Below are 23,691 nucleotides of genomic sequence, written 5' to 3'. Positions count from 1 at the left end.
AATAGATCTTGGAGGGAAATGGCCCCTCCATCGGGGCCTCCCGTTTCCAAGATCTATCGTGCCACCGAGGTAAGCGAGCGCTACCGCCCCCGATCTCGCCACCCCGTCCCTAACTCGGGCGATGGCGCAGGATCGTGGAAGTGGTGGGGTCCGGGCGGCCCGAGGCCACCATTTCCTGGATTCTGTCCGACCTTGAGGGCTGGGGCCTCGACGCTGGGACATCGGGTCAGCCCTGGGTGGGTGACGTTCGGCCGGTGACGTAGGTGCCTTTGCCCTGCCGGCTCTGTAGCTCGCCGGTGATCTGGAGGAACTCGATCGCGCGGCGGACCGTGCCCACTGAGCACTCGTACCTCTCGACCAGTTCCGGTAGGGACGGCAGCTTGTCGCCCTCCTTGAGCTGCCCGGTCGCCACGCTCCTGCGGATGTCCTCGATGATCACGCGAAAGGTCGGAACGTAGCCCGTCATGAATCTATTCGACCAGACGGCGGGACTGATCGGGCGGGTCGTTTCGGGTAGGGTACCGGCAACGTCGCGTGCCGGTGGCAGACCGTGTCAGGCATGGAGGCGTCGAACGAGAAGGAGCACGACGATGATGCCGTCGTTCCCTTCGCCCTCCCGTGTCTGAGGGCGAGCGGGCCAGGCTGATCGCCTGGAGTCAGGAAATGCGTTCCGTCCACCATCGGCTGCGCGAGGCGCTGCGGGTGACTCAGGACGCGGTACGCGACGGTGTGGACGCCGAGCCGGCCACCCGGGATCTGTTGTTGTTCTGCCACGGGTTCTGTGCCGCGCTTACCGGCCACCACGAGGGCGAGGACCAGCATCTGTTCCCCGCGATCGCGGCGGCGTACCCCGAACTGCGCGACACCCTGCGGTACCTCAAGCAGGACCACTCGATGATCGGGCACCTGCTCGCCGGGCTGCGGGCCACCGTGGAACGAGCCGCTACCCCCGCCGAGATCGGCCGACATCTGGAGGGGGTCGCCGCGATCATGGAAAGCCATTTCCGGTACGAGGAACGCCAGCTCCTGTCGGTGCTGGAGACGCTCGCCCTGGACGCCGACCCACACGTGGTCCTCGGGCCGCTGTGACCGGGTGACCTGTACCGGCGCGACCTGAGGGCGGGTGATCCGTGCCCGCGTGATCCGTGCCCGCGTGATCTGCAGGCGGGTGACCCGTGCGGGCATGAGGTCGAGGGCCGACGGTGCGCTTGCGACGCCCCGGGCCGTGCTGAGCGCTGCCCGAGGCGGCGCAAGATGTGAGCAGGGGACCCTTCTCGACCGTATGCGTTAAGAAGGGGCCCTTCCTTCGCGCGAGAGACGGAGCAGGCCCCCCGCGGAACGCGGGGGGCCTGCTCCGTCGCAGCGTGTGTCAGCAGTCGAAGTACATCGCGAACTCGTGCGGGGTCGGGCGCAGGCGCACCGGGTCGACCTCGTTGGTCCGCTTCCACTCGACCCAGGTGGAGATCAGGTCGGGCGTGAAGACGCCGCCGTCGAGCAGGTAGTCGTGGTCGGCCTCCAGCGAGTCGAGCACGGCCGACAGCGAGCCCGGCACCTGCTTGACGTCGCCCCACTCCTCCGGCGGGAGGTCGTACAGGTCCTTGTCGATCGGCGCCGGCGGCTCGATCTTGCTCTTGATGCCGTCCAGGCCGGCCATCATCATCGCCGAGAAGGCGAGGTAGACGTTGGCCGACGGGTCCGGCACGCGGAACTCGACCCGCTTGGCCTTCGGGTTGCTGCCGGTGACCGGGATCCGGGTGCAGGCGGAGCGGTTGCGCTGCGAGTAGACCAGGTTGACCGGCGCCTCGAAGCCCGGCACCAGCCGACGGTACGAGTTGACCGTCGGGTTGGTGAAGGCCAGCAGCGACGGGGCGTGGTGCAGCAGACCGCCGATGTACCAGCGGGCGGTGTCCGACAGGCCGGCGTACCCGGTCTCGTCGTAGAACAGCGGCTCGCCACCGAGCCAGAGGCTCTGGTGGGTGTGCATGCCGGAGCCGTTGTCACCGAAGAGCGGCTTCGGCATGAAGGTCGCGGTCTTGCCGTTCGCCCAGGCCTCGTTCTTCACGATGTACTTGAAGAGCTGGAGCTGGTCGGCGGCGTGTAGCAGGGTGGAGAACTTGTAGTTGATCTCCGACTGGCCGGCGGTGCCCACCTCGTGGTGCGAGCGCTCCACGGTGAAGCCGGTGTCGACCAGCCGACGCACGATCGAGTCACGCAGGTCGGCGTAGTGGTCGACCGGCGGCACCGGGAAGTAACCACCCTTGTACGCGGTCTTGTAACCGCGGTTGCCGCCCGGCTCCTCGCGGCCGGTGTTCCACGCGCCCTCGATCGAGTCGATGTAGTAGAACGACTGGTGGGCGGAGGTCTCGTGGCGGATCGAGTCGAAGATGTAGAACTCCGCCTCGGCGCCGAAGTACGCGGTGTCGGCGATGCCGCTGGCCGCGAGGTAGGCCTCGGCCTTCTTGGCCACGTTGCGCGGGTCCCGCGAGTACGCCTCACGGGTGAACGGGTCGTGGATGAAGAAGTTGATCGCGACGGTCTTCTGCGCCCGGAACGGGTCCACGAAGGCGGAGGCGACGTCCGGGAGCAGGAGCATGTCCGACTCGTGGATCGCCTGGAAACCGCGGATCGAGGAGCCGTCGAAGGCGAGGCCGTCGGTGAAGACGCTGTCGTCGAAGGACTCCACCGGCAGGTTGAAGTGCTGCATCACGCCGGGAAGGTCACAGAAACGTACGTCGACGAACTTTACGTCCTCGTTCTTGAGGTATCGCAGGAGTTCCTCGGGATTGGCGAACACACGTCCTCCTGGCTCGTCCACGGGGCTGGGCTCCTGGCGACGCTATGACCGTACGGTTGCTCGACCGTGTCCTGGTTGTTTCTGCCGTGTTACGTCGCTCGCGGAGGGTCATCTGCGCCGCTCAGGCACTGTTCACTGTCCGTTCCGACGATACCGGCCGTAACCTGGGGGCGCGCGGCGGAGGTGCCGATCGGGTCGACGCCGCTACGACAGCGTCGTCACGGCTCACCGTGACGACGTACCCAGCGCACCTCGGCAGGCTGCCACCGGCGAAGGCCAGCCGCCGGTCCCGGGGTGCGTCCGGGCGTCGGCCCCGCACCCCGGGACGGCCGTGCGCCGACGGTTCAGCGTGGCCGGATACCCTTGATCGCTGTGACCACGCCGCAGCCCCCGGTGCCGCCCTCGGCGGACCCGTCGTTCGTCCCGCCGAGCCTGGGCCGTCGGTTCGGGGCCCTGATGATCGACTGGGTGCTCTGCCTGCTGGTCGCGACCCTCTTCGCCGACCCGCTGCGCGACGGTTGGCCACCGGTGGCCGTGCTGATCGGCGAGTACGGCTTCTTCCTCGGCCTCTTCGGCCAGACCCCCGGCATGTTCATCTGCCGGATCGCCTGCGTCTCCCACACCCACGGCGGCCGGATCGGGGTGCCCCGGGCGCTGCTGCGCGGGCTGCTGCTGGCCCTGGTGGTGCCCGCCGTGCTGATGGACTCCCAGCGTCGGGGTGTCCACGACCGGCTCAGCGACTCGGTGATCGTGTCCGCCCCCGCCCGTCGAAGCTGACCGGCGCACCGCCCGACCTCGCACCGCCTCGTCCCGCTCGTCCTAACCCGCGCCGTGGCTGACGGCGTGCCCGTCCGGCCCGTCGGTGGCTGGCGGCGTGCCCGTCCGGCCCGTCGGTGGCTGGCGGCGGACCCGTCGCGCCCCCGGTAACGACGAAGCCGGGTCCGTCGACGACGGACCCGGCTGCTGTCGGCGTACCCCCGAGGGGTTGTCAGCGGCCCCGGGACTGGCGGAAGGCGCCCTTCGGCGGCCGCATGTTCTTCGGGATCGCGCCCTTGGGTAGCTGCGGGCGGGCGGTGAGGGCCTTGAGCCGCTTGTCCAGGGCGTTGACGTCCTTGCCGCTGAGGTCGCGGGGCAGCCGCATCAGGGTCATCCGCAGTTTGCGGATCGGCAGCTCACCCTCGTCCTGACCGATCACGTAGTCGTGCAGCGGTGCCGAGCCGATCACCTTGGCCAGCCGCCGCTTCTCCTGCCCGAGCAGGCCACGGACCCGCTGCGGGTTGCCCTCCGCCAGCAGGATCACCCCCTGCCGGCCGATGACCAGGTGCACCATGTCCATCTGGGTGGTGGAGCTGACCGCCGGGGTCACCCGCCAGTCACCGCGCATGTTCTCCACGATCTGGGCCGCCGCGCCGGGCTGGCCCTCGGCGGCGTTCATCATCGCCTTGTTCGACCGGAGGTTCAGCACGATCAACACGGCGAGCAGGGTCAGCAGGATGCCCAGCGGCAGCCAGATCCAGCCCCAGAGGATCACCGCGACCACGGTGAGCGCGAGCGGGATCAGCACCGCACCGGTGGCCATCGGCGCGAACCAACGGTCCTGCTTGGCGGTGAACCGGAACACCATCCCGATCTGCTTCAGCCGCTGGCCGAACGAGACCTTCTCCTGCGGGGGCTTTGCCATGCGGCTGATTCTAGTGGGCGCCCCACAAGCCGTTGTCCCGTGCCCAGGGCCTGTCCCGCTCCCGCCGTACGCCGTCCGCCCCGCGCCCCCGCCCGCGCTCCGCCCTCCCCGGCCACCGGGGTGTGAGAAGGGGCTCCCTCTCTACCGAATGCGTTAACAGGGGGCCCTTCCTTACACCTCAGGCGGCGGCGCGGTGGGGGAGGACGGGGGCGGCCCGGCCGGTGCCGTGCTGGCCCGCGCCGGTCTGCTCGTGGCCGCTCTCCTCGTGGTACGACTCCTCGACGTTGACCGTCCAGACGTCGTGGGCGGTGCCGTCGAGGATGTTCGACACGGTGAGCATCGCGGTGAGCATCGAGTGGTCCTGGTTGTTGTAGCGGTGCATGCCGTTGCGGCCGACCGGGTAGACGTTCGGCACCGCCTCGGCCAGCCACCGGCGGATGGTCTCCACCGCCTGCTCGTACCCCTCGTCGTAGACCGGATAGGCCTTGGGCATCCGGACCACGTACCCGGCGCTGACCGCCTCCGGGTCGACCAGGCCGAGCCGGGCCAGCTCGGCGGTGCCGAGGGCGACCAGCGCGTCGTCGTCGGCCGACCACAGCTCGTCACCGACGTTGACGAAGTACTCCAGGCCGAGGCAGGTGAAGCCGTCCCGCACCAGGTACGGCGACCAGGAGCCGAAGTTCTGGATCCGGCCGACCCGTACCCCGGGGGTGTGCACGTAGATCCAGTTGTCAGGGAAGCCGGCGGTCGAGGGCACCACCAGGGCGACGGTGAGGAAGTCGCGGTAGCGCAGCGCGTCGGCGGCGGCCCGGACCGGCTCGGGCGCGGGCGGGTCCATCGCCCGGACCAGCGCGGAGATCGGCATGCTGGAGACCACGTGGTCGGCGGCGATCCGCCGGGTGCCGGTGGCGTCGGTGACGGTCACCGCCACCGCCCGGCCGCCGGCGCGGTGCACGGTCTGCGCCGGTGCGTTCAGGGTCACCCGGCCACCGGCCCGGGTGACCAGCTCGGCGCAGCGTTCCCACATCATGCCGGGGCCGTACTTCGGGTACTCGAACTCCTCGATCAGGCTGGTGATCGCGGTCCGGTCGCGGCTGGGCAGCAGCGCGTTGCGTACCGCGCCGGCCAGCGACAGGTTCTTGATCCGCTGCGCGGCCCAGTCGGCCTGCAGCTCGGTGGCCGGGATTCCCCAGACCTTCTCGGTGTAGGTCTTGAAGAACATCCGGTAGAGCCGGGCGCCGAACCGCGCCGACACCCACCCCTCGAAGTGGCTCTGGTCCGCCGGGGGCCGCAGCCGGGACCAGAGGTACGACCCGACGCAGCGGGTCGCCTCGACGACGCCCAGGTTGCGCAGGGCGTTACCGGCCTTGAGGGGATAGTCGAACAGCCGCCCCCGGTAGTGGATCCGGCTCATCCGGGGCCGCAGCAGGAAGTCCTCCGCCGCCAGGATCTCGTGCCAGAGCGCCGCCACCTGTGGCACCTTGGTGAAGAACCGGTGTCCACCGATGTCGAAGCGCCAGCCGTCGCGCTCCACGGTCCGACTGATCCCGCCGACCACGTCGTCCGACTCGACCACCTCGACCGAGGCGTCGCGTCGGGTCAGCTCGTAGGCGGCGGTCAGACCGGCGGGGCCGGCTCCGATGACGACGGTATGTTGCTGGGCCATGACTAAATTCATCATCTTCGAAACATGCCGGCAACCGGTAGATCGAGGAGTGGGACGCGTCACGCGATCTTGAGATAGATGCGGTATCCGTCCACCTCGACCAGCCGCAGCCGCCCCGCCGGTCCGACCGGCCCTTGCCCCGGCTCTTCGGCGGGGTGCCCCTCCGGCTCGCCCGGTCGCCCGGCCGGGTGGCTCGCCGCAGATTCCGCCGGGTCGGCCAGGTGGCGGTCCAGGGCCGCCGCGACCGGCGAGCCGACCGGGGCGACGAAGGCGGGTCGGGCCGCCGCCGCCACGAGCCGCCGGTACGGCCGGTAACGGTCCATCCCCGGCGACAGGTCGTCGGCCACCACGGCACAGACCACCTGCTCGCCGGTGGCGAAGGTCAACCGGTTGCAGGTCCAGTACGGCGCGAGGACGTGCCGTACCCCGAGGTCCCGTAGGGTGGCGACCAGCCGGTCGTGCCGCCGGGCCTCCGCACGGGCCGCCGGCACGGTGGCCACCGCGCCGACCGTGGCCACCGCCGCGCTACCCACGGTCGCCCCCAGCACGACGACCGCGACCCCCCGGACGGCCGCCGGCCGCCATACGTCGCGGACGGCCGCCGGCCGCCATACGTCCCGGCCGGCCGTTGGTCGCCAGGTGTCCCGGCCGGTCGGCCGCCGTGCCTTCCGGGTGCCGGGGCGGCGGGCCGCGGTCCACACCGGCCAGAGCAGCGCCGGCAGCGAGACCAGCAGGCAGGACAGGTACCGGGAACTCTCCACCGGGGTCAGTCCGGCCGCGCTGCTGACCGTGTACGCCGCCAGGGTGCCCACCGCACCCGCCAGCAGCGCCAACCAGAGCGCCGCCGCGGCCCGGACCGCCGGGTCCCCGGCACGGCGCAGCGTACGGCCGGCGCTGACCGCGGCGACCACCAGCAGCACCGGGAAGGCCGCCGTCCACCACAGCTGCCACGGCGCGCAGTGACCCGGCGAGCAGAACCCCATGCCCAACGGTGGCCCCAGCACCAGCCCGCCGTGCAGCCGGTCGACCCAGCCGGCGGCCTGACCGGCGCCGCCGGCGGTCAACACGGCCGCCAGCGGATTCCGGCCGGCCCGGACGCTGTCGACAAGCAGCGGCGCGGCACCGGCCAGCACGGCGGCGACCAGCACCGCGCCGGCCGCCCCGCGCAGCTCCCGCCAGCAGCGGGCCGCCAGGACCACCCCGAAGGCCACCAGGTACGGCAGCAGCAGCGGATCCACCCAGATCATCAGCCCGGCGACGAACCCCCAGGCCGCCCAGCGCGGCAGCCGGCGACCGGTGTCCCCGGCGACCAGACCGAAGGTGAGCAGCGCCAACGCCGCCACCGCCGGCCCCAGCTCCGGATAACCGCCGCCGGCGATCAGCTGGTTCTTGACCGCCCGGTCGGAGCCCAGGGCGAGCAGCGCCAACACCAGCACCCCGAACCAGCGGTCACCGGTCAACCGCCAGGTCAGCCGCCACAGGAGCACGAGCAGCAGCAGGTACGCCGCCAGGGTGGGCAGCCGCAGGGCGAGCACCGACGGGCCGGTCAGCGCGAGCAGCGGCGCGGCCAGCCAGGCCTCCAGGGTGCCCATGTAGGCCTGGCCGTAGAAGAACACCGGGAAGTGCCGGCCCTGCCCGATGTGCAACGCGGCCAGGCCCATCGTCGCCTCGTCGCTGTTGGTCGGCGGTGCCCCGTGCAGCACCAGGCCGACCCGGTACCCGAGGCCGGCGACCACCACGCCGAGGGCCAGCACTGTCGGCAGCGCCGACCGGTACGCCGACCACCGGTCGGACGACACTTCGGACGCCTGCTGGCGTACCCCCGTACTCATGGGGGTGATCATTACAGGGAGTGAGTCTCCCGGTTGTCCCTTCGCCCGGCGGGTCGGATCCGGCGGTGCTCAGGCGGAGACGGCCGGGCTGCCCTCGCGGGCGTCCAGGGCCTGGCGGTACAGCCGACCGGCCCGGTACGACGAGCGCACCAACGGCCCGCTCATCACCCCGGCGAAGCCGATCTCCTCGGCCTCCTCGCGAAGCTCCACGAACTCCTCCGGCTTGACCCAGCGGGTCACCGGGTGGTGCCGGGGGGTGGGGCGCAGGTACTGGGTGATGGTGATCAGCTCGCAACCGGCGGAGTGCAGGTCCCGAAGGGCCTGGGAGATCTCGGCCCGCTCCTCGCCCATGCCCAGGATCAGGTTGCTCTTGGTGACCAGCCCGTCGGCGCGGGCGTGCCGGATCACGTCCAGCGACCGCTCGTACCGGAACGCCGGCCGGATCCGCTTGAAGATCCGGGGCACCGTCTCGACGTTGTGCGCCAACACCTCCGGCCGGGACCCGAAGACCTCGGCGAGCTGCTCGGGGACCGCGTTGAAGTCCGGGATCAGCAGCTCCACACCGCAACCGGACCGCAGGGCGTGGATCTGCCGGACGGTCTCGGCGTACAACCAGGCACCGCCGTCGGGCAGGTCGTCACGGGCGACCCCGGTGATCGTGGCGTACCGCAGACCCATCGCGGCCACCGACTCGGCGACCCGGCGGGGCTCGTCGGCGTCGAACTCGGCCGGCTTGCCGGTGTCGATCTGGCAGAAGTCACAGCGTCGGGTGCACTGGTCACCGCCGATGAGGAAAGTGGCCTCCCGGTCCTCCCAACACTCGTAGATGTTGGGGCAGCCGGCCTCCTGGCACACCGTGTGCAGCCCCTCGCGCTGGACCAGCCCGCGCAGCTCGGTGTACTCCGGGCCCATCTTCGCCTTGACCTTGATCCACGGCGGCTTGCGTTCGATCGGGGTCTCTGCGTTGCGTGCCTCGATCCGGAGCATCCGCCGCCCCTCGGGGGCGACCGTCGCGGTGCGCGCGGCCTGCTCGGTCGTCGGCGTGGAGTGCGAGATCGTCACAAAACCGAGCCTACGCCGGTCGGCGGCCGTCAATGCACGTCGGGCGACGGCCATCACCTCCCACCCCCTGTGACCCCCACCACCCCCCAGCAGTAAGGAAGGGCCCCCTGTTAACGCATTCAGTAGAGAAAGGAACCCCTCTCACGTCGATGGGGCACCCTGGCGGGAAGGCGGGGGCGACGTTCGCGAGTCGCCCCTGGCGGGCAGGCGGGGGCGGACGTCCGTGGGGCGTCCCTGGCGGAATAGCGGGGACGGACGTCCGCGGGGCGGGCGGGGGCGGATGGCCCTCGGACGCCCTAGCGGACAGGCGCGGGGCGGATGCCGCCCGGGATGTCCCAGCGGACGGGCGGGGAGTGCACGGGCGGGGTGGTATCCGGGGGAGGCTCAGGCGAGCAGAGTGGGCAGGTGACGCTCGACCACCGGCAGCGCGTCGGCGATGGTGACCGGGCGGCCCAGCTCGGCGCTGATCGAGGTCACCCCGGCATCCCGGATGCCGCACGGCACGATCCGGTCGAAGTACGTCAGGTCGCAGTCGCAGTTGATCGAGAAACCGTGCAGGGTGACGCCGCGCGCCACCCGGATGCCGATGGCGGCGACCTTGCGGGCCGGGCCGCGCCCGTCGGCCGGCACCCACACCCCGCTGCGCCCCTCGATCCGGTCGGTGACCAGCCCGAACTCGGCACAGACATCGATCAACAACTGCTCGGTACGCCGTACGTAGGCGACCACGTCCACCGGGTCGGGTAGCCGCAGGATCGGGTACCCGACCAGCTGCCCGGGACCGTGCCAGGTGATCTTGCCGCCCCGGTCGACGTCCACCACCGGGGTGCCGTCCATCGGTCGGTCCCATGGCTCGGTGCGCTTGCCGGCGGTGTAGACGCTCGGGTGCTCCACCAGCAGCACCGTGTCGGCGCTGGTGCCGGCCACCACGGACTCGTGAAGCCGGCGCTGCTCGTCCCAGGCGGCCTGGTAGTCGAGCTCCCCGACACGGACGGCCGTCAGGCCGGAAGACGTCACGGTCACGCCGCCCAGCCTAGTCCGCGACCTGCCCGGCTCCACCCGTGAGCCGCCTCACCACCGGGGAATCCGACTGCACCTGCGGCCGTCCCGCCGCAGCGCGGCTGTGAGAGGGGTTCCCCGCTATACCGAATGCGTTAACAGGGGGCCCTTCCTTACACCTGCCAGAGCCAGACGTCGGCTACGCGTTGCGGTTTGCCGAGCAGTGCCGTCGCGGTGCGGCGCAGCGCGTCCACGTCGATCGGGTACTTCGCGCCGTGTACCCGGTCGGGCAGCACCACCGCCTGCACCCCCCAGTAGCGTAGGTCGGCGCGGGACATTTCGACGCTGCCCTCGGTGATGATCGGCACCAGGCCGGTCCGGCCGGCCTGGTCCATCAGGGTGTCGAAGGTGCGTGGCGGCGGGCCGATCCGGCCCCGGCCGTCGGGTCCGCCGGGGCCGAGGAAGAAGCCGGCCGGCAGGGCGAACTCTCCCTGCCGGTGGGCCAGCGCGTACGCCTGCCAGCGCTGCCCGTCGGGGGTGACGTCCAGCGGCAGCGGGATCGGGGTGAGCACCCCGCCGGGGGAGACGTACTCCCGCCAGGTGCCGGCGGTGATGAAGGTCGGGATCGGCTCCCGTTCGATGGTCAGCAGCGGCAGGGGCAGCAGCGGCAGCAGCGCGACCGCGTACCCCACCGCCCAGGCCGGCCGGGTCCAGCGGTGCCGGCCGGGGTCGGTGCGCAGCTGGTCGATCAGGTACGCCAGCAGCAGCCCGATCACCGGGGCCACCACCAGGGCCAGCCGGGACGGCAGCGCGGCGTTGACCACCGGCAGCCGACCGAGCAGGTCGAACGGCAGCGGTACGTCGTACCGGTGGCCGTTGAACTTGATCTGCGGCCCCCAGGAGAGCACGGTGAAGACCACGGCGGTGCTGCCCAGCGCGGTCAGGGTGGCCCGCCGGGCCGGGGTGGCCCGCCGCCACAGGGCCACGAAAGCGGCTACCGCGAGCACCAGCAGCGGTACGCCGAAGAAGGAGTTCTCCTCGGTCGGGTTCGGCGCGAGCCCGGTCTCCAGCCCGGCCGCGCCGGCCACCGACCGTTGCGGGTACGCGCCGAACGCCGCGATGTCCTCGGCGTGGATCACCGGGTCGAAGCCGGTGCCGTGGAACCGCTGCGGCCCGGCGAAGTGCAACCACAAGGGGTACGAGAGCAGCACGCCGGCGGTGACGGCGGTGATCCCCAGCCCGCGTAGGAAGTTCGGCAGCGCCATCCGCACCTCGCCCCGGCGGGCCGGGTGCAGCGCCCAGACGCCGACGAAGACGCCCAGCGCCAGGGCGGTGAAGAAGAGCCCCTCGGCGGCGATGGAGAAGGCGACGGCCACGGTGACGCCGAAGAGGATGCCGTTGCGCAGCAGGTGCTCCGGCCGCCGCAGCGCGAACAACCGCCAGATCAGCAGCGGTACCAGCCATCCGGCGGTCCAGTTCAGGTGGGCGTTGGCGTGCGAGACCATGCCGGGGGAGTAGGCGATGAACAGCGCGCCGACCCCGGCGGCCAGCCGGCTGCCGACCAGGTGCCGGGCGAGCAGCCAGTACCAGGCGAGCGCGGTGGCGGCCAGGTTGAGCGTCAGGATCACCAGGAACGACACCGACGGCCCGAGCAGGTACGTCACCGGGGCGAAGAGCACCGCGTACACGGTGACCGAGGTGTTGACCGCCAGGTTGGCCCCGTCGGGCACGTTGATCAGGTACGTGTAGAACGGGTTCTGCCCGTGGGTCAGCGCGTGCGCGCCGTAGGAGAGCAGCCACTCGAAGAACGCCTGGTCGCTGGAGTTCACCGTGACCGCCCGGGTGTCCGGGCCGCGCCACAGGCCGCTGGTCACCCAGAGCGCCAGCGCCACCGCCACGAGCACCACCAGCAGGTCGACCCGCCGGTCCCGGGTGCTGGTGGCCGGCGGCGGCGACGGGTCGGTGACCAGGGACGGGGAGGTCGGCACGCAGCGGACGTTACCAACCGGAGCTGGACAGCCCGGTCAGACCCGGCCGATCCGGTGGCGACGGCGCTGCCCGGCGGACAGGGCCAGCCGGGTGGCGTGGTGGCCGTCGGGCAGACCGTCCTCGTTGCCTACCGGCGGCCGGCGGGGCGCTGGGAGGAGCTGCCCGGTCGGTGGGAGGAGCCGCTGGGGCGGTGCGAGGAGCCGCCGGGTCGGTGGGAACGGCGGGACGGGTCGGTCACCGCCAGGTTCTCCTCACTGACCCCGGCGGAGCTGACCGCGTAGGAGACCATCTCCGCATAGAACGCCTGGGCGGCGGGCGAGGGCTCGGTCTGCCGCTCGTCGTACTGAGGATCGATTCGGTAGCGGCCAGCGGTGGAGGACGCCGCGGTGTACTCGGTGCCGGCGCGTGAGCTGTTCCCGTCGGAAAGGTAGGCGCTTTCCGAATCCGAATCCGAGGCGTATCCGTGTTCGGTTCTCCAGGCGTCTGCCCGTCCCGCGTTGGGCGAAGGCGGCGGGGGCACGTTCGCCCTGGCGGCGGCCACCTCAGCGGTGGAGAAGGGGATGGGGATGCTGTTGTTTCTCATCGCGTTGCGGACCTGATCCACGAAATGCCGGGTGGTCTGTTCGACCGCGGCCCGCTCCGCGATCACGGTGTGGAAGGGGATCGTGGGATCAAGGTAGGCCCGGTTCTCCAGGTTGGCCAGGTTTTCTCGGGCAATCGTCAACCGGTCATAAAAACTAAGGATTGCACGCATGACAGTCCTCGCCTGGCCCGGTTCCAGGTTGGCGACCAGGTACCTGTCCGAATCCGGCAGGAGCGCTTCCAGTTCCTGCCGATCCGCTGACTCTTGCCGTGGGGCCATCGTCGTCTCCCGCTGTCGGATGATCGGACGATCTCCCTACGTCCGGGCGGGGCTGACTGTTCAGATCGATGTCGGCCGGGACCTCGCCGTCCTCGGCTGGACCGTCACTCGTCGTGCAGGGCGGCGTGCAGGGCCGAGGCGAGGTCCGGGTGGCGGTACTCGAAGCCGGCGCCGCTGAGCACCCCGGGCAGGACCCGGGTGCTGGTCAGCGCCTCCTGGGCGAAGCCGCCGAGGACGACCTTCAGTGCCAGGGCGGGGATCGGGACGATCGCCGGGCGGTGTAGCTGCCTGGCGAACTCCCGGGTGAACTCGGCGTTGGTTACCGGGGCCGGACCGACACCGTTGACCGGCCCGGCCAGGTCGTCGCGGTCCAGCAGGAACACCGCCACCGCCAGCCAGTCGGCCATCGAGATCCACGGCAGCCACTGCCGGCCACTGCCCAACCGGCCGGCGACCCCCAGCTTGAACGGCAGCAGCTGTGGCTTGAGCAGGCCACCGTCGCGGTGCAGCGGCAGCCCGGTACGCAGCCGTACCACCCGTACCCCGGCATCCTCGGCCGGTCGGGTCGCGGCCTCCCACACCCGGCAGACGTCGGCCAGGAAGCCCTCACCCGCCGGGGCGTCCTCCTCGACGACCCGGTCACCGGTGTCGCCGTACCAGCCGACGGCGGAGGCGTTCAGCAGCAGTTTCGGCCGGTCGGCGGCGGGCAGCCCGGCGATGGCGCGGGCCAGCGTACCGGTGCTGTCCACCCGGCTGGTCCGGATCAGCCGCCGGTAGTCGTCGGTCCAGCGCCTGTCGCCCACCCCCGCGCCGGCCAGGTTGACCACGGCGTCCGCCTCGGCCACCACCGCCGGGTCGAGCTGCCCGGCCGACGGGTTCCACCGCCGCTCGTCACCGGACCGGGCCGGCCGCCGGACCAGCCGGGTGACCTGGTGCCCGTCCGTGCCGAGCCGGTCGACCAGCCGGGTGCCGAGGAAGCCGGACGCACCGGCCATCAGGATCCGCATGTCTCCATCTTCGTGCACGACACCGCCGACGGATGCGTCGACCGCGCCAGCGACTCCAACCCCGTCGACCGAATGCCCACCGTGGGGAGGGCGCTCGGGATCAGCGGACGGTCGAGTCCCACGTCTTGATGGTCCGGTCGACGTCGTCCACCAGCCGGGCCCAGCTGTCGAGCCGTACCACCGGACCCTGGGGGTCGAGCCGTTCCAACAACTGGCGACGGTGCTGGTTGAACCGCTTGCCCACCGCCTCCCGTCGTCTTCCACCGGCCTCCGACGCCCTGACCAGGCAGGTGCGGAGCAGTTCCTTCGGATCCGCGATCGACTCCACCTGGTGGTGCTTCGGCAGTCCCAGATCGACCCTGCCCCGGGGGTTGCCGGCCACCTGGCGAATGGCCGTCTCGTCGAGCAGGAGCCACGCTTCGGTCATCCGCACCGGAATGACCGGTACCAGTGCCGCCGTACCACCGATCGGCTGGACCGCCGTTCGGATCTCCTGCTGCCGGGCATGATGCCCGGCGTTGTCGGCATCGCGGTGCACGACGATGAGGTCGACCGTCCCACCTACCAGTTTCAGCCCGGCCTGAACCCGGGACCTGACGTCCTTCGACACCTTGGGCAGCAGGGAGTAGTCCGGTTTGCTCAGCCGCACGCTTGCTCCGGCACCGACGAACAGCGACTCGACCAGGTCGGCCAGGGGCAGGTCCGAGGTGCCTTCGGACACGAACAGTCCGGAGTACGGGCGATCGGTCATTCCGCGATGTCCAGGGGGAGGCTGAGCTGTGCACCGACCGGGGCGGCGAGGTACGCGAGGACGTCGGCCTTGGAGAAGGTCGCCGTGTCCGCTGCCGCGCGCCAGGTGCCGTGGAACGGGAGCAACGCGAGTGAGCGGGTCACCTGACCGGTCGGACCGGGCCGCGGCCGCACGTCCGCCAGGAGCAGGTCGGCGGGATCGCAGAGACGTACCAGCCAGGGCGAGTGGGTGTTGACGATGACCTGACGGAAGGGGTTGTCCCCGCCAGGCGCCCGGCGGGGATCGACCGCCAGATCGCGGACCAGGTCCAGCATGGCGGGAACGTTGGCGGGGTGGATGCCGTTCTCCGGCTCCTCCATGCAGACCAGACCCGTGAAGCGGGGATCCTCCAACAGCACGCAGAGCGCCAAGAAACGAAGCGTTCCCTCGGAGAGCGCCCGGGCGGGCAACCGCAGGTCCCCCCGTTCTTCGAGAAAGAGCGTGAACACCTCGCGGATCTGGTCGAGTTCGACGGTGACTCCGGCCACCGCGACACCGGCCAGGTCCGACAACCGGTCGGCGACCCTGGCGTACACCGCTTCCGGGTCGATCTTCTGGTCGTCGCCACCGGATTCCTGGGCGATCCGGTGCAGCGTCGCTGCCAGGTGGGCACCGTCGGTGCCGAGCGATCGGGGCGCGGAGAAGCTGTCCGGAGCCCGTAGCGCGGAGGGTTCCAGGGCCAACCGGTGCCAACTCTGCATCTCCCGGCGGGCGGCCAGGATGGTGGGGTAGTCGTTCGTCGTCACGGTGCTCAACACGGTGCGCCCGGCCCGAGCTGCAGCTCGCGGCTGTGGTTTGCCGCGACTGCCACCGTCGCCGTGCACGTTGATGACGGTGCCGGACTCGCGGAACTCGGTGGAGAGGAACGGTCCGCCACGTCGTTCGCCGCGAATGACCGCGTTGCGGAACCTGCCGGCGCTGTGCGGGAAACGGAGGTGACGTGGCGCCTCGCCCCGGGTGATGTGCCGCAGTTCTTCGCCGAAAAGGCTCAGCCGGCCGATGCTGCCCTCCCGGGCGGGCGGTTCGAAGCCCAGCGTCACCTCGTAGCGCAGGAAGGTCGTGCTGGCCTGCGCCGGGCTGCCCAGATCGTCCTCGACCTGCTCCGGCACGATCATTTCAGCGGCGAGCGTTATCCGGTGCTGATGATCGCGGTAACCGTCCCAGAAGAGGTCCCGTGGGTCGCCGCCGCGCAGCCCGGACGCTCCCCGGACCCGCTGGGAGGCCTCCACGAGGGTGTCGCTGGCCAGGTAGCTGAGGAACTCGATAGCGTCGAAGATGTTCGACTTGCCCATGCCGTTGGCTCCTGCGATGCAGGTGAACGGGCCGAACTCGATCGTCACGTCGAGTAGGTTCTTGAAGCCCTGAACCTCCAGCCGGGTCAGCATGATCCGAGCTTAGTCAGCCGGGTGAGCCGGCTCCCCGAGGCTGTCACGGCGTGGCGGACTGGTCGGTGGGCTGGTCCGAGGCTCCGGAGGTAGGTGTCGGTGGGGGAGCGGCCACCGGTGGCAGGCGGCGGGCCCAGCCGACGAAGCGGTCGAAGAGGTGCCGTGGGTCGGGTGCCCCGGCGGGATCGAGGGTGTAGAGCTGCTCGTCCGCCTCGTGCAGCAGCAGGCTCAGGTAGACGATCAGGGCGGTCCGGTCGCTGGCGTACTCCTGGCTGAGGGTGAGGCGGGCGGTGGCGCAGGGCCACGGCGCGGCGCAGGACCGGCACAGCCAGAGCGGCCGCAGTGGCAGGTGCCCGCCTCCGTCGGCGCGCCCGGTCGTCAGCGACCCTCGGTTGTGCCCGGTCACCAGTGACCCTCGTTCGGGCGTCCGGTCCGGGGCGTCCGGCCCGGGTGCCACCGGGGACGGGGCGCGGGGGTCGGTGGCTCGGTCGGCACGGCGGCGTGCCGGTCGGGGCAGGTGCGCCAACGCAGTCCGCACGAGCACCAGCGCCGCCAGTTCCGCCAGGTCTGTCGGTGGATGGGAGCCAGGAGTACGGGTTGCTGCCGCCGACGTGGTCGCATGGTGCTCTCCCTCCGGAAGGTGGTGCGTTCGGCCTGAGGTGGTGCGTGTGGCCTGAGGGTGGTGCGTTCGGCCTGGCCGCGGACGGGTCCGCCGCCGGAGCCGGGTAGGTGGGCGGGGGTGGCGGACCGCGGGGTGGTCGATGGGGCACCCGGCCGACCCCGGGGGTGAGGCCGGCCGGGTGCGTCCTGCAGGACGGCCAACTCCGGGTGTGCAGACCAGGGAGCCGGCTTGGAGCCAACTTATACTTAGTACTGCTCATAGGTCAACGACCTAGTACCACTTACTTGTCGGGAGAAGGGAAATCGTGATCAGATGGCGGGGCAGACCAGGGAGCCGCCATGCCCGCCAAACCGAAGTGGGCGCAGCTCGCGGAGTTGATCCGTGGGCAGATCGCGTCCGGAGAACTCCATCCCGGCGACAAGTTGCCGTCGACGGCGCAGCTGTGCAAGGAGCATGGCGTGTCGGCCGGGGTCGTCAACCACGCGATGATCGTGTTGAAGACCGAAGGGTTGGTCGAGGGGGTGCACGGGCTCGGTGTGTTCGTCGCCGAGCGATCCGACACCTGACCGCCCCTCGCCGGACCCGCCCGACCGGGGCGGGGTCGACGTCGGGGGTTGATCGACTCGGTTGGGTAGAAATGGCGGTGTCCGAGGCCGTTTGATGCCGCCATATCGGCTCAACCGAGTCGATCACGAAGACATCGCGCTGCCGGTGCACCTCGGGCCGCGCCGTGCCACCTCGGGCCGCCGACGCTGACCGAGGGCTCAGAGGCGGGGTAGGAGCGGGGTGAGCTGGTCGAGGGCGTCGGCCCGGACCACGAAACGGGTGATGCCCCAGCGGCGTTCGTGTCGCCGTACCGCCGAAAGGATCTCGTCCTCGGTGCCGATCAGGACGTACGGGCAGGCGAGCAGCTCGTCGACGGTCAGCCCGGTGTCCCGGGCGAAGTCGGCGGTGGCCGCCTCGGCGTCGTCGGTCACCGCGCAGAGCTGCACCAGCGCCTCCATGGCCGGGGGTACGCTCCGTCCGGCCGCGCCCTCGGCGACCAGGGCGAGTTGGGCCTCGATGTCAGCCTCGCGCCAGCGTACGTCGTGCTGGTAGCCGTCGGGTCGGGTCCGGCCGGCACCGCTCAGCCCGACCACGTCGGCGTGCCGGCCGGCCCAGCGCAGCAGCCTGGAGTTGCTGGTGCCCACGGTCAGTGGGATGCGCTCCTGCACCGGGCGCGGTGCGGTCAGCCGGGCGGCCCGGACGGTCAGCTCGGGGGTGTCCACGGTGACCTCCGCGCCGTCGAGCAGCTCCCGCACGGCCCGGGTGACGGCGGTGAAGCGGCGGACCCGGCCGGCCACGTCGGGGCGCTCCCGGCCGAGGGCGTGCCACTCCGCCGGGTTGTGCCCGGCGCCGAGCCCGAGTCGGGCCCGCCCGCCGGAGATGAGGTCGAGGCTGGCCACGTCGACCGCGAGCGGCATCGGCTCCCGGATGCCGGTGTTGGCCACGTACGGGCCGAGGCCGATGGTGGAGGTCACGGCTGCGGCGGCGGCCAGGGCGACGAAGGGCGCGGCGATGGCCCCGGGATGGTCGGCGCAGTGCAGCGTGTCGAAGCCGGCGGCCTCGGCCCGGCGGGCCGACGTCAGCAGTTCCTCGGCGTTGTCCGGCCTGACCTGGAGGGAGAAGGTGACCATCGGATCAGCATGCGCCGCCGAGCGGCCAGCGCCCAGACCTTCTGCCGACGGCAGAGCCCTTACCGCTGTTCGTCGTGCCAGCGTTGCCGCCACTCGGCCTCCCGCGCCTCGTGGGCGGTGCGCTCGGCCAGCACGGCCTCCCGCAGCGCGGTACGGGAGTCGGCCATGGTCACCACCTCCAGGGCCACCAGGGCGACCGTGACGACGGTCAGCAGCACCAGGGCGGCCAGCGCCGGCAGCCGGTCGGCGACCGGGATCAACACCGCCAACAGGACTACCGCGCCGGCCCGCAACCAGGTGAGGGTGCGCAGGGTACGCAGCTGGAAGAGCATGTTGCCGGCCAGGTAGCAGATCACCCCGCCGTAGAGCAGCGGGACGCCGGGTCCGGGCAGTGGCTCGCCGATCGGTGAGGGGCGTGGCGCGGCGAGCCAGTTCAGCATCTCCTCGGCGCCGAGGGAGAAGAGCACCAGTCCGGCGATCATCGGCAGGAAGAAGTAGACGTAGGCGTCCCGGGCCATCCGTACCCGCGGCGGTCCCAGGGTGGCGTGCAGGGCGATCCGGGCCGCCGGACCGATCACGTCGAAGTGCAGCCACCAGAGCGTGGCCGCCAGCACCAGACCGAGGCTCGCCGAGACGATCGCCGGCCAGGTGACCGGCCGGCTGGCCAGGTTGCTGCCGACACCCACGGAGATCACCGACTCGCCGAGGGCGATCATCAGGATCAGTTCGTACCGTTCGGTCCAGTGCTCGGCCGAGGCCACCCCGGCGCCGGCGGTGCCGATCAGCAGGCCGGTGCCGTACTGGATGAGGATCACGGTGGCCCAGAGGCCGTCGCGGACCAGTCCGCCGGTCTCCGATGCGTCGACGTAGAGCGGCACGAGCGCGGCGGCGAGCAGCAGGCCGGTGCTGACCACCAGCTCCGGAGCGAGCCGCCGCAGGCGTCGGCGCTCGGCCGCCTGGCCCCGGCTCACGTGCCAGAGCACCCAGAGATGGACGACCCGCAGGACCAGGTAGCTCAGGGCGACGGTGAGCGGGCCGGCCAGCCCGTCCTCCTCCTTGTTGTCGATGGTCTGCGGCACGGACAGGGCGAAGGCGAACAGGGCGGCCATCCCGACCACCATGACCACCGGTACGAAGCCCTCGCCGAGGCGTACCCGGGTGGCGACCACGCTGTGGATGACCCAGCACCACCAGAGCACCGCCAGCACCAGCAGCGCGTGCAGGAGGGTGTGGCCGCTGATGTGGGTGGCGGTGGAGCGGACGATGACGAAGAACGAGAAGACGAAGACCAGGTCGAAGAAGATCTCGAAGCGGTCCACCCGGGCCCCGGGCGCGATCGCCACCGCCGGACCCAGGCTCCGCCAGCCCCGGTTGCCGCCCACCGTACGAGTCTGTCAGCGACCGGTCCGTCTCCGGGGCGGTTTCCGGCCGGCCCACCGCGACGGCGACGGGCGCCCCGGTCGGTGTGACCGGGGCGCCCGTCGTGGCGGTGCGTGGGTGTTACAGGCCCAGCTCGGCCTCGAAGTTGCCGGCCTCCAGCCGCTCCTTGACCGCGACCAGGAACCGGGCCGCGTCGGCGCCGTCGATCAGCCGGTGGTCGTAGGACATGGCCAGGTAGACCATCGACCGGACGGCGACGACCTCACCGAGCTCCGGGTCGTTGACCACGACCGGCCGCTTGACCACGGCACCCGTGCCGAGCATCGCCGACTGCGGCGACGGCACGATCGGGGTGTCGAAGAGGGCACCCCGGCTACCGGTGTTGGTGAGCGTGAAGGTCGCCCCGGCGATCTCGTCCGGGCTGATCTTGTTGGTCCGGGTCCGCTCGGCCAGGTCGGCGATCCGCTTGGCGATACCACCCAGGTTGAGGTCACCGGCACCGTGGATGACCGGCACCATCAGGCCCCGCTCGGTGTCCACCGCGATGCCGAGGTTCTCGCCCTCGGGGTAGGTGATCGTGCCCGCGTCGAGGTCCATGCTGGCGTTGACGATCGGGTACGTCTGCAGCGCCTCGATGGCCGCGAGAGCGAAGAACGGCAGGAACGACAGCTTGACGCCGTGCCGCTGCTGGAACGACGCCTTCGCCTGGGCCCGCAGCTTGGCGACCCGGGTGACGTCCACCTCGACCACGGTGGTGAGCTGCGCCATCTCGTGCAGCGACTGCTGCATCCGCTTGGCGATGGTCGCCCGGATCCGGGGCAGCTTCTCCGTGGTGCCCCGCTTGGCGCTGGGCTGCGGCTTCGCCGCCGGCTTGGCCGGGGCCGCCGCGGCGGCCGGCTGGGCGGCCGGGGCCGGAGCGGCCTTCGCCGCCTTGGCCTTCTCCGCCGCCTCCAGCACGTCCTGCTTACGGATCCGGCCACCCACGCCGGTGCCGTTGAGCGAGGACAGCTCGACACCGTGCTCGGCGGCGAGCTTGCGTACCAGCGGGGTCACGTAACCGGCGGCCTCGCCGTCGCCGCCCTGGCCGCCGGCGGTCTTCGCCGGCGTCGGGGCGGGCGGGGTCGCGGCCTGCTCGGCCTGGGCCGGCTGGGCCGACGTCTCGGCCTCGGCCGACGGCTCGTTGTACGACAGGCCCGGGGTGGGCTCCTCGACCGGCTTCTCGGCGGCCGGCTCCGGCTTCGGCTCCGGCTTGGCCTCGGGCTCCGGCTTGGTCTCCGCCTTGGGCTTGGCCTCGGGCTCCGCCTGGGCGGGGGCGGCACCGGCGGTGCCGATCACGGCCAGCTCGGCGCCGACGTCGGCGGTGTCGTCCTCGGCGACCTTGATCTCCAGCAGGGTGCCGGCGACCGGCGAGGGGATCTCCGTGTCGACCTTGTCGGTGGAGACCTCCAGCAGCGGCTCGTCGACCTCGACGGAGTCGCCTACCTGCTTGAGCCAGCGGGTGACCGTACCCTCGGTGACGCTCTCGCCCAGGGCCGGCATCTTCACCGCGGTGCCCTCGCCCGACGGCGCCGGGGCGGCCTGGCCCGCCGGCTCCTCGACGGCCGGCTGCTCCGCCTCGGCCTGCGGCTCGGCGGCGGCCTCCTCGGCCTGCTCGGCCGGGGCCTCCTGCTCGGCGGGGGCCTCCTGCTGCGCGGGCGCACCGCCGGTGGACTCGCCCTCACCGGCGATGACGGCCAGCTCGCTGCCGACCTCGGCGGTCTCGTCCTCACCGACCACGATCCGGCTCAGCACCCCCGCCGCGGGCGACGGGATCTCCGTGTCGACCTTGTCGGTCGAGACCTCGAGCAGGGGCTCGTCGACCTCGACGGTGTCGCCCTCCTGCTTGAGCCAGCGGGTGACGGTGCCCTCGGTGACGCTCTCGCCGAGCCGGGGCATGGTGACCGATACCGGCATATCCTTCAGACTCCTTCGTTCCCTGGTGGGGTCATCGCCCGTCGCCGGACGCCGCGGGTTGGCATTGTTCAGGCGTGCGAGTGCAGCGGCTTGCCGGCCAGGGCCAGGTGCGCCTCGCCCAGGGCCTCGTTCTGCGTCGGGTGGGCGTGCACGAGCTGCGCGACCTCGCCCGGGTACGCCTCCCAGTTGTAGATGAGCTGGGCCTCGCCGATCAGCTCACCGACCCGGGCGCCGACCATGTGCACGCCGACCACCGGGCCGTCCTCGACGCCCACCAGCTTCACGAAGCCGGCGGTCTTGAGGATCTGGCTCTTGCCGTTGCCGCCCAGGTTGTAGTTGTAGGTCTTGATCTTGTCAGCGCCGTACTTCTCCTTGGCCTTGGCCTCGGTGAGGCCGACCGAGGCCAGCTCCGGCTCGGAGTAGGTGACCCGGGGGATGCCCACCTCGTCGATCACGGCCGGCGTCTTGCCGGCGATCTCCTCGGCGACGAAGATGCCCTGCTGGAAGCCCCGGTGGGCGAGCTGCAGGCCGGGCACGATGTCGCCGACCGCGTAGACGTTCGGCACGCTGGTGCGCAGCCGCTCGTCGGTCAGCACGTACCCGCGGTCGGTCTTGACGCCCTGCTCCTCGTACCCGAGGTCGGCGGTGTTGGGGCCGCGGCCGACGGCGACCAGCAGCAGCTCGGCCTCGACGGTCTCCCCGCCCTTGATGGTGAGCTTGACGCCCTTGTCGGTCTTCTCGACGGTCTCGAAGGGCTTGCCGACCTTGAAGTTGATCTTCCGCTTGCGGAAGGCCCGCTCCAGCGCCTTCGAGGACTCCTCGTCCTCGGCGGCGACCAGTCGGGGCAGCGCCTCGACGATCGTCACGTCCACCCCGAAGGACTTCCACACGCTGGCGAACTCGACGCCGATCACGCCGCCGCCGAGCACGATCGCCGAGGCGGGAACCCGGTCCAGGGTCAGCGCGTGGTCGCTGGTGATGATCCGCTCACCGTCCACCTCCAGGCCCGGCAGGCTCTTGGCGTACGACCCGGAGGCCAGCACCACGTTGCGGCCGGTGTACCGCTTGCCGTCGACCTCGACGGTGTCCTTGCCGACCAGCTTGCCGGCGCCGGCCACGAAGGTGATGTTCTTCGCACCGCCCACCAGGCCCTGCAGGCCCTTGTACAGCCGGGAGACCACCCCGTCCTTGTACGAGTTGACCCCGGCCATGTCGATGCCGACCAGCTCCGCCTGGACGCCGAACTGCGCCGACTCCCGGGTCTGGTCGGCGACCTCGGCGGCATGCAGCAGCGCCTTGGTCGGGATGCAGCCGTTGTGCAGGCAGGTGCCGCCGAGCTTGCCCTTCTCGATCAGGGCAACCTTCAGGTCCAGTTGGGCGGCGCGCAGCGCTGCCGCGTAGCCGCCGCTGCCTCCTCCGAGAATGACAACGTCGAAGGTCGCGTCGTTCGGCTCGCTCACACTCAACTCCCAGGTCGCGTCGCTGCTACGAGGGGGCATGCCAGGTAAACGGGCATACTCGCCTCGGTCATCTTGTCACCACCGGCTGCCGGGCGCGTAGTGAGGTGCCCAACGACACGTCCACGACACGTACGCTTGGTCCGGTCCGTGGTGACCGAACTGGGGAGGGATACCGTCGGTGGCGCTGTTCCGACGACGCAAGCAGGCCAGGCCGGAGAGCCGCGACCGGACCGCCGACCGGGCCGATCTCGAGCACCTGGCGAACTTCGTCCGCAGCCGGCGGGGGGTCGAGGCGTTCGTCGAGCCGAAGACGACCGTCACCGAGACCACGGTGATCCTCATCGCCGACGACGGCGAGTGGACCCGCCGGCGCATCGACGGGCCGGACGGCGCCCGACGCTTCGCGTACCAGCTGGGCATCCCGGTCTACGACGTGCGCATCATGGGCTACCCGCAGCGGATGCGCGACTACAACGAGCGCCGCAAACGCCGCCCCGACCGCTACTGACCCCCTCCGGAGGTAAGGAAGGGCC

General features: G+C 71.3%; 20 protein-coding genes and 1 pseudogene. 4 read left to right on the top strand and 17 right to left on the bottom strand.

From position 1 onward, the window contains the following. Positions 1-226: 226 nt before the first annotated feature. Entirely contained in the window at positions 227-466 is a 240-nt protein-coding gene (locus ACN28G_RS17275; protein ID WP_091441480.1) for a GntR family transcriptional regulator, read from the bottom strand. Between the two features lie 197 nt (positions 467-663). Here ACN28G_RS17275 and ACN28G_RS17270 point away from each other — a divergent pair, with 197 nt between their 5' ends. Further along, positions 664-1,089, top strand: coding sequence for a hemerythrin domain-containing protein (locus ACN28G_RS17270; RefSeq protein ID WP_229688216.1), 426 nt, complete (start codon positions 664-666; stop codon positions 1,087-1,089). Positions 1,090-1,369: 280 nt separating this feature from the next. Here the strand turns inward: ACN28G_RS17270 and glnA are convergent, their stop codons facing one another. After that, complete coding sequence (gene glnA / locus ACN28G_RS17265; protein ID WP_091441472.1) at positions 1,370-2,794, bottom strand: type I glutamate--ammonia ligase; 1,425 nt, start codon at positions 2,792-2,794, stop codon at positions 1,370-1,372. Between the two features lie 372 nt (positions 2,795-3,166). Between glnA and ACN28G_RS17260 the strand changes: the two genes are divergently transcribed. Then, positions 3,167-3,571 (top strand): RDD family protein, encoded by a 405-nt coding sequence (locus tag ACN28G_RS17260; RefSeq protein ID WP_229688215.1) that lies wholly within the window; start codon positions 3,167-3,169, stop codon positions 3,569-3,571. Between the two features lie 211 nt (positions 3,572-3,782). Here ACN28G_RS17260 and ACN28G_RS17255 read toward each other — a convergent pair whose 3' ends face one another. From ACN28G_RS17255 to ACN28G_RS17205, 11 genes are all read right to left on the bottom strand, one after another. Next, a complete protein-coding gene (locus ACN28G_RS17255) occupies positions 3,783-4,475 on the bottom strand; it encodes a DUF4191 domain-containing protein (protein WP_091441469.1) in 693 nt (230 codons plus the stop codon). Positions 4,476-4,653: 178 nt separating this feature from the next. After that, the gene (locus tag ACN28G_RS17250) at positions 4,654-6,141 is read right to left on the bottom strand and encodes an NAD(P)/FAD-dependent oxidoreductase (RefSeq protein WP_091441462.1); all 1,488 of its coding nucleotides are present in this window, start codon (positions 6,139-6,141) and stop codon (positions 4,654-4,656) included. A 59-nt stretch (positions 6,142-6,200) separates the two neighbouring features. Continuing rightward, on the bottom strand, positions 6,201-7,973 hold the full coding sequence (locus tag ACN28G_RS17245) for a hypothetical protein (protein ID WP_421479686.1): 1,773 nt from the start codon (positions 7,971-7,973) through the stop codon (positions 6,201-6,203). Between the two features lie 69 nt (positions 7,974-8,042). Next, positions 8,043-9,089, bottom strand: a complete 1,047-nt coding sequence (gene lipA / locus ACN28G_RS17240; protein ID WP_421479684.1) for a lipoyl synthase — start codon at positions 9,087-9,089, stop codon at positions 8,043-8,045. Between the two features lie 330 nt (positions 9,090-9,419). Continuing rightward, positions 9,420-10,058: a lipoyl(octanoyl) transferase LipB gene (gene lipB / locus ACN28G_RS17235; protein ID WP_091441455.1), complete on the bottom strand. Its 639-nt coding sequence runs from the start codon at positions 10,056-10,058 to the stop codon at positions 9,420-9,422. 149 nt (positions 10,059-10,207) lie between these two features. Continuing rightward, complete coding sequence (locus ACN28G_RS17230; RefSeq protein WP_421479682.1) at positions 10,208-12,022, bottom strand: DUF2079 domain-containing protein; 1,815 nt, start codon at positions 12,020-12,022, stop codon at positions 10,208-10,210. A 128-nt stretch (positions 12,023-12,150) separates the two neighbouring features. Next, positions 12,151-12,777, bottom strand: a complete 627-nt coding sequence (locus ACN28G_RS17225; RefSeq protein ID WP_139135726.1) for a hypothetical protein — start codon at positions 12,775-12,777, stop codon at positions 12,151-12,153. A gap of 212 nt (positions 12,778-12,989) precedes the next feature. Further along, positions 12,990-13,892 carry a TIGR01777 family oxidoreductase gene (locus ACN28G_RS17220; protein WP_091441447.1) on the bottom strand — a complete coding sequence of 301 codons (903 nt, stop codon included), beginning with the start codon at positions 13,890-13,892 and terminating at the stop codon, positions 12,990-12,992. Positions 13,893-13,992: 100 nt separating this feature from the next. Then, on the bottom strand, positions 13,993-14,643 hold the full coding sequence (locus tag ACN28G_RS17215) for a DUF4276 family protein (protein WP_217628852.1): 651 nt from the start codon (positions 14,641-14,643) through the stop codon (positions 13,993-13,995). After that, a complete protein-coding gene (locus ACN28G_RS17210) occupies positions 14,640-16,067 on the bottom strand; it encodes an AAA family ATPase (protein ID WP_091441442.1) in 1,428 nt (475 codons plus the stop codon). The genes ACN28G_RS17215 and ACN28G_RS17210 overlap by 4 nt, the downstream gene beginning before the upstream one ends. A gap of 43 nt (positions 16,068-16,110) precedes the next feature. Then, entirely contained in the window at positions 16,111-16,473 is a 363-nt protein-coding gene (locus tag ACN28G_RS17205) for a hypothetical protein (protein ID WP_229688214.1), read from the bottom strand. 528 nt (positions 16,474-17,001) lie between these two features. Between ACN28G_RS17205 and ACN28G_RS17200 the strand changes: the two are divergent. Beyond that, a pseudogene (locus ACN28G_RS17200) lies at positions 17,002-17,255 on the top strand (winged helix-turn-helix domain-containing protein). A 198-nt stretch (positions 17,256-17,453) separates the two neighbouring features. Here ACN28G_RS17200 and ACN28G_RS17195 read toward each other — a convergent pair. From ACN28G_RS17195 to lpdA, 4 genes are all read right to left on the bottom strand, one after another. Continuing rightward, positions 17,454-18,365, bottom strand: a complete 912-nt coding sequence (locus ACN28G_RS17195; RefSeq protein WP_091441436.1) for an LLM class flavin-dependent oxidoreductase — start codon at positions 18,363-18,365, stop codon at positions 17,454-17,456. 59 nt (positions 18,366-18,424) lie between these two features. Beyond that, positions 18,425-19,747 carry a low temperature requirement protein A gene (locus ACN28G_RS17190; RefSeq protein WP_091441433.1) on the bottom strand — a complete coding sequence of 441 codons (1,323 nt, stop codon included), beginning with the start codon at positions 19,745-19,747 and terminating at the stop codon, positions 18,425-18,427. 118 nt (positions 19,748-19,865) lie between these two features. Then, complete coding sequence (gene sucB, locus ACN28G_RS17185; RefSeq protein ID WP_421479678.1) at positions 19,866-21,698, bottom strand: 2-oxoglutarate dehydrogenase, E2 component, dihydrolipoamide succinyltransferase; 1,833 nt, start codon at positions 21,696-21,698, stop codon at positions 19,866-19,868. Between the two features lie 68 nt (positions 21,699-21,766). Next, complete coding sequence (gene lpdA / locus ACN28G_RS17180) at positions 21,767-23,197, bottom strand: dihydrolipoyl dehydrogenase (RefSeq protein ID WP_175440607.1); 1,431 nt, start codon at positions 23,195-23,197, stop codon at positions 21,767-21,769. Positions 23,198-23,336: 139 nt separating this feature from the next. Here lpdA and ACN28G_RS17175 point away from each other — a divergent pair, with 139 nt between their 5' ends. Next, positions 23,337-23,666 (top strand): hypothetical protein, encoded by a 330-nt coding sequence (locus ACN28G_RS17175; RefSeq protein ID WP_091441423.1) that lies wholly within the window; start codon positions 23,337-23,339, stop codon positions 23,664-23,666. The last annotated feature ends 25 nt before the right edge of the window (positions 23,667-23,691 follow it).

The organism is Micromonospora sp. WMMA1923 (genome assembly GCF_049179195.1).
GTDB lineage: Bacteria > Actinomycetota > Actinomycetes > Mycobacteriales > Micromonosporaceae > Micromonospora > Micromonospora yangpuensis.
The sequence above is the reverse complement of the archived record's forward strand: the minus strand, read 5'-3'. Positions and strand labels throughout refer to the sequence as shown.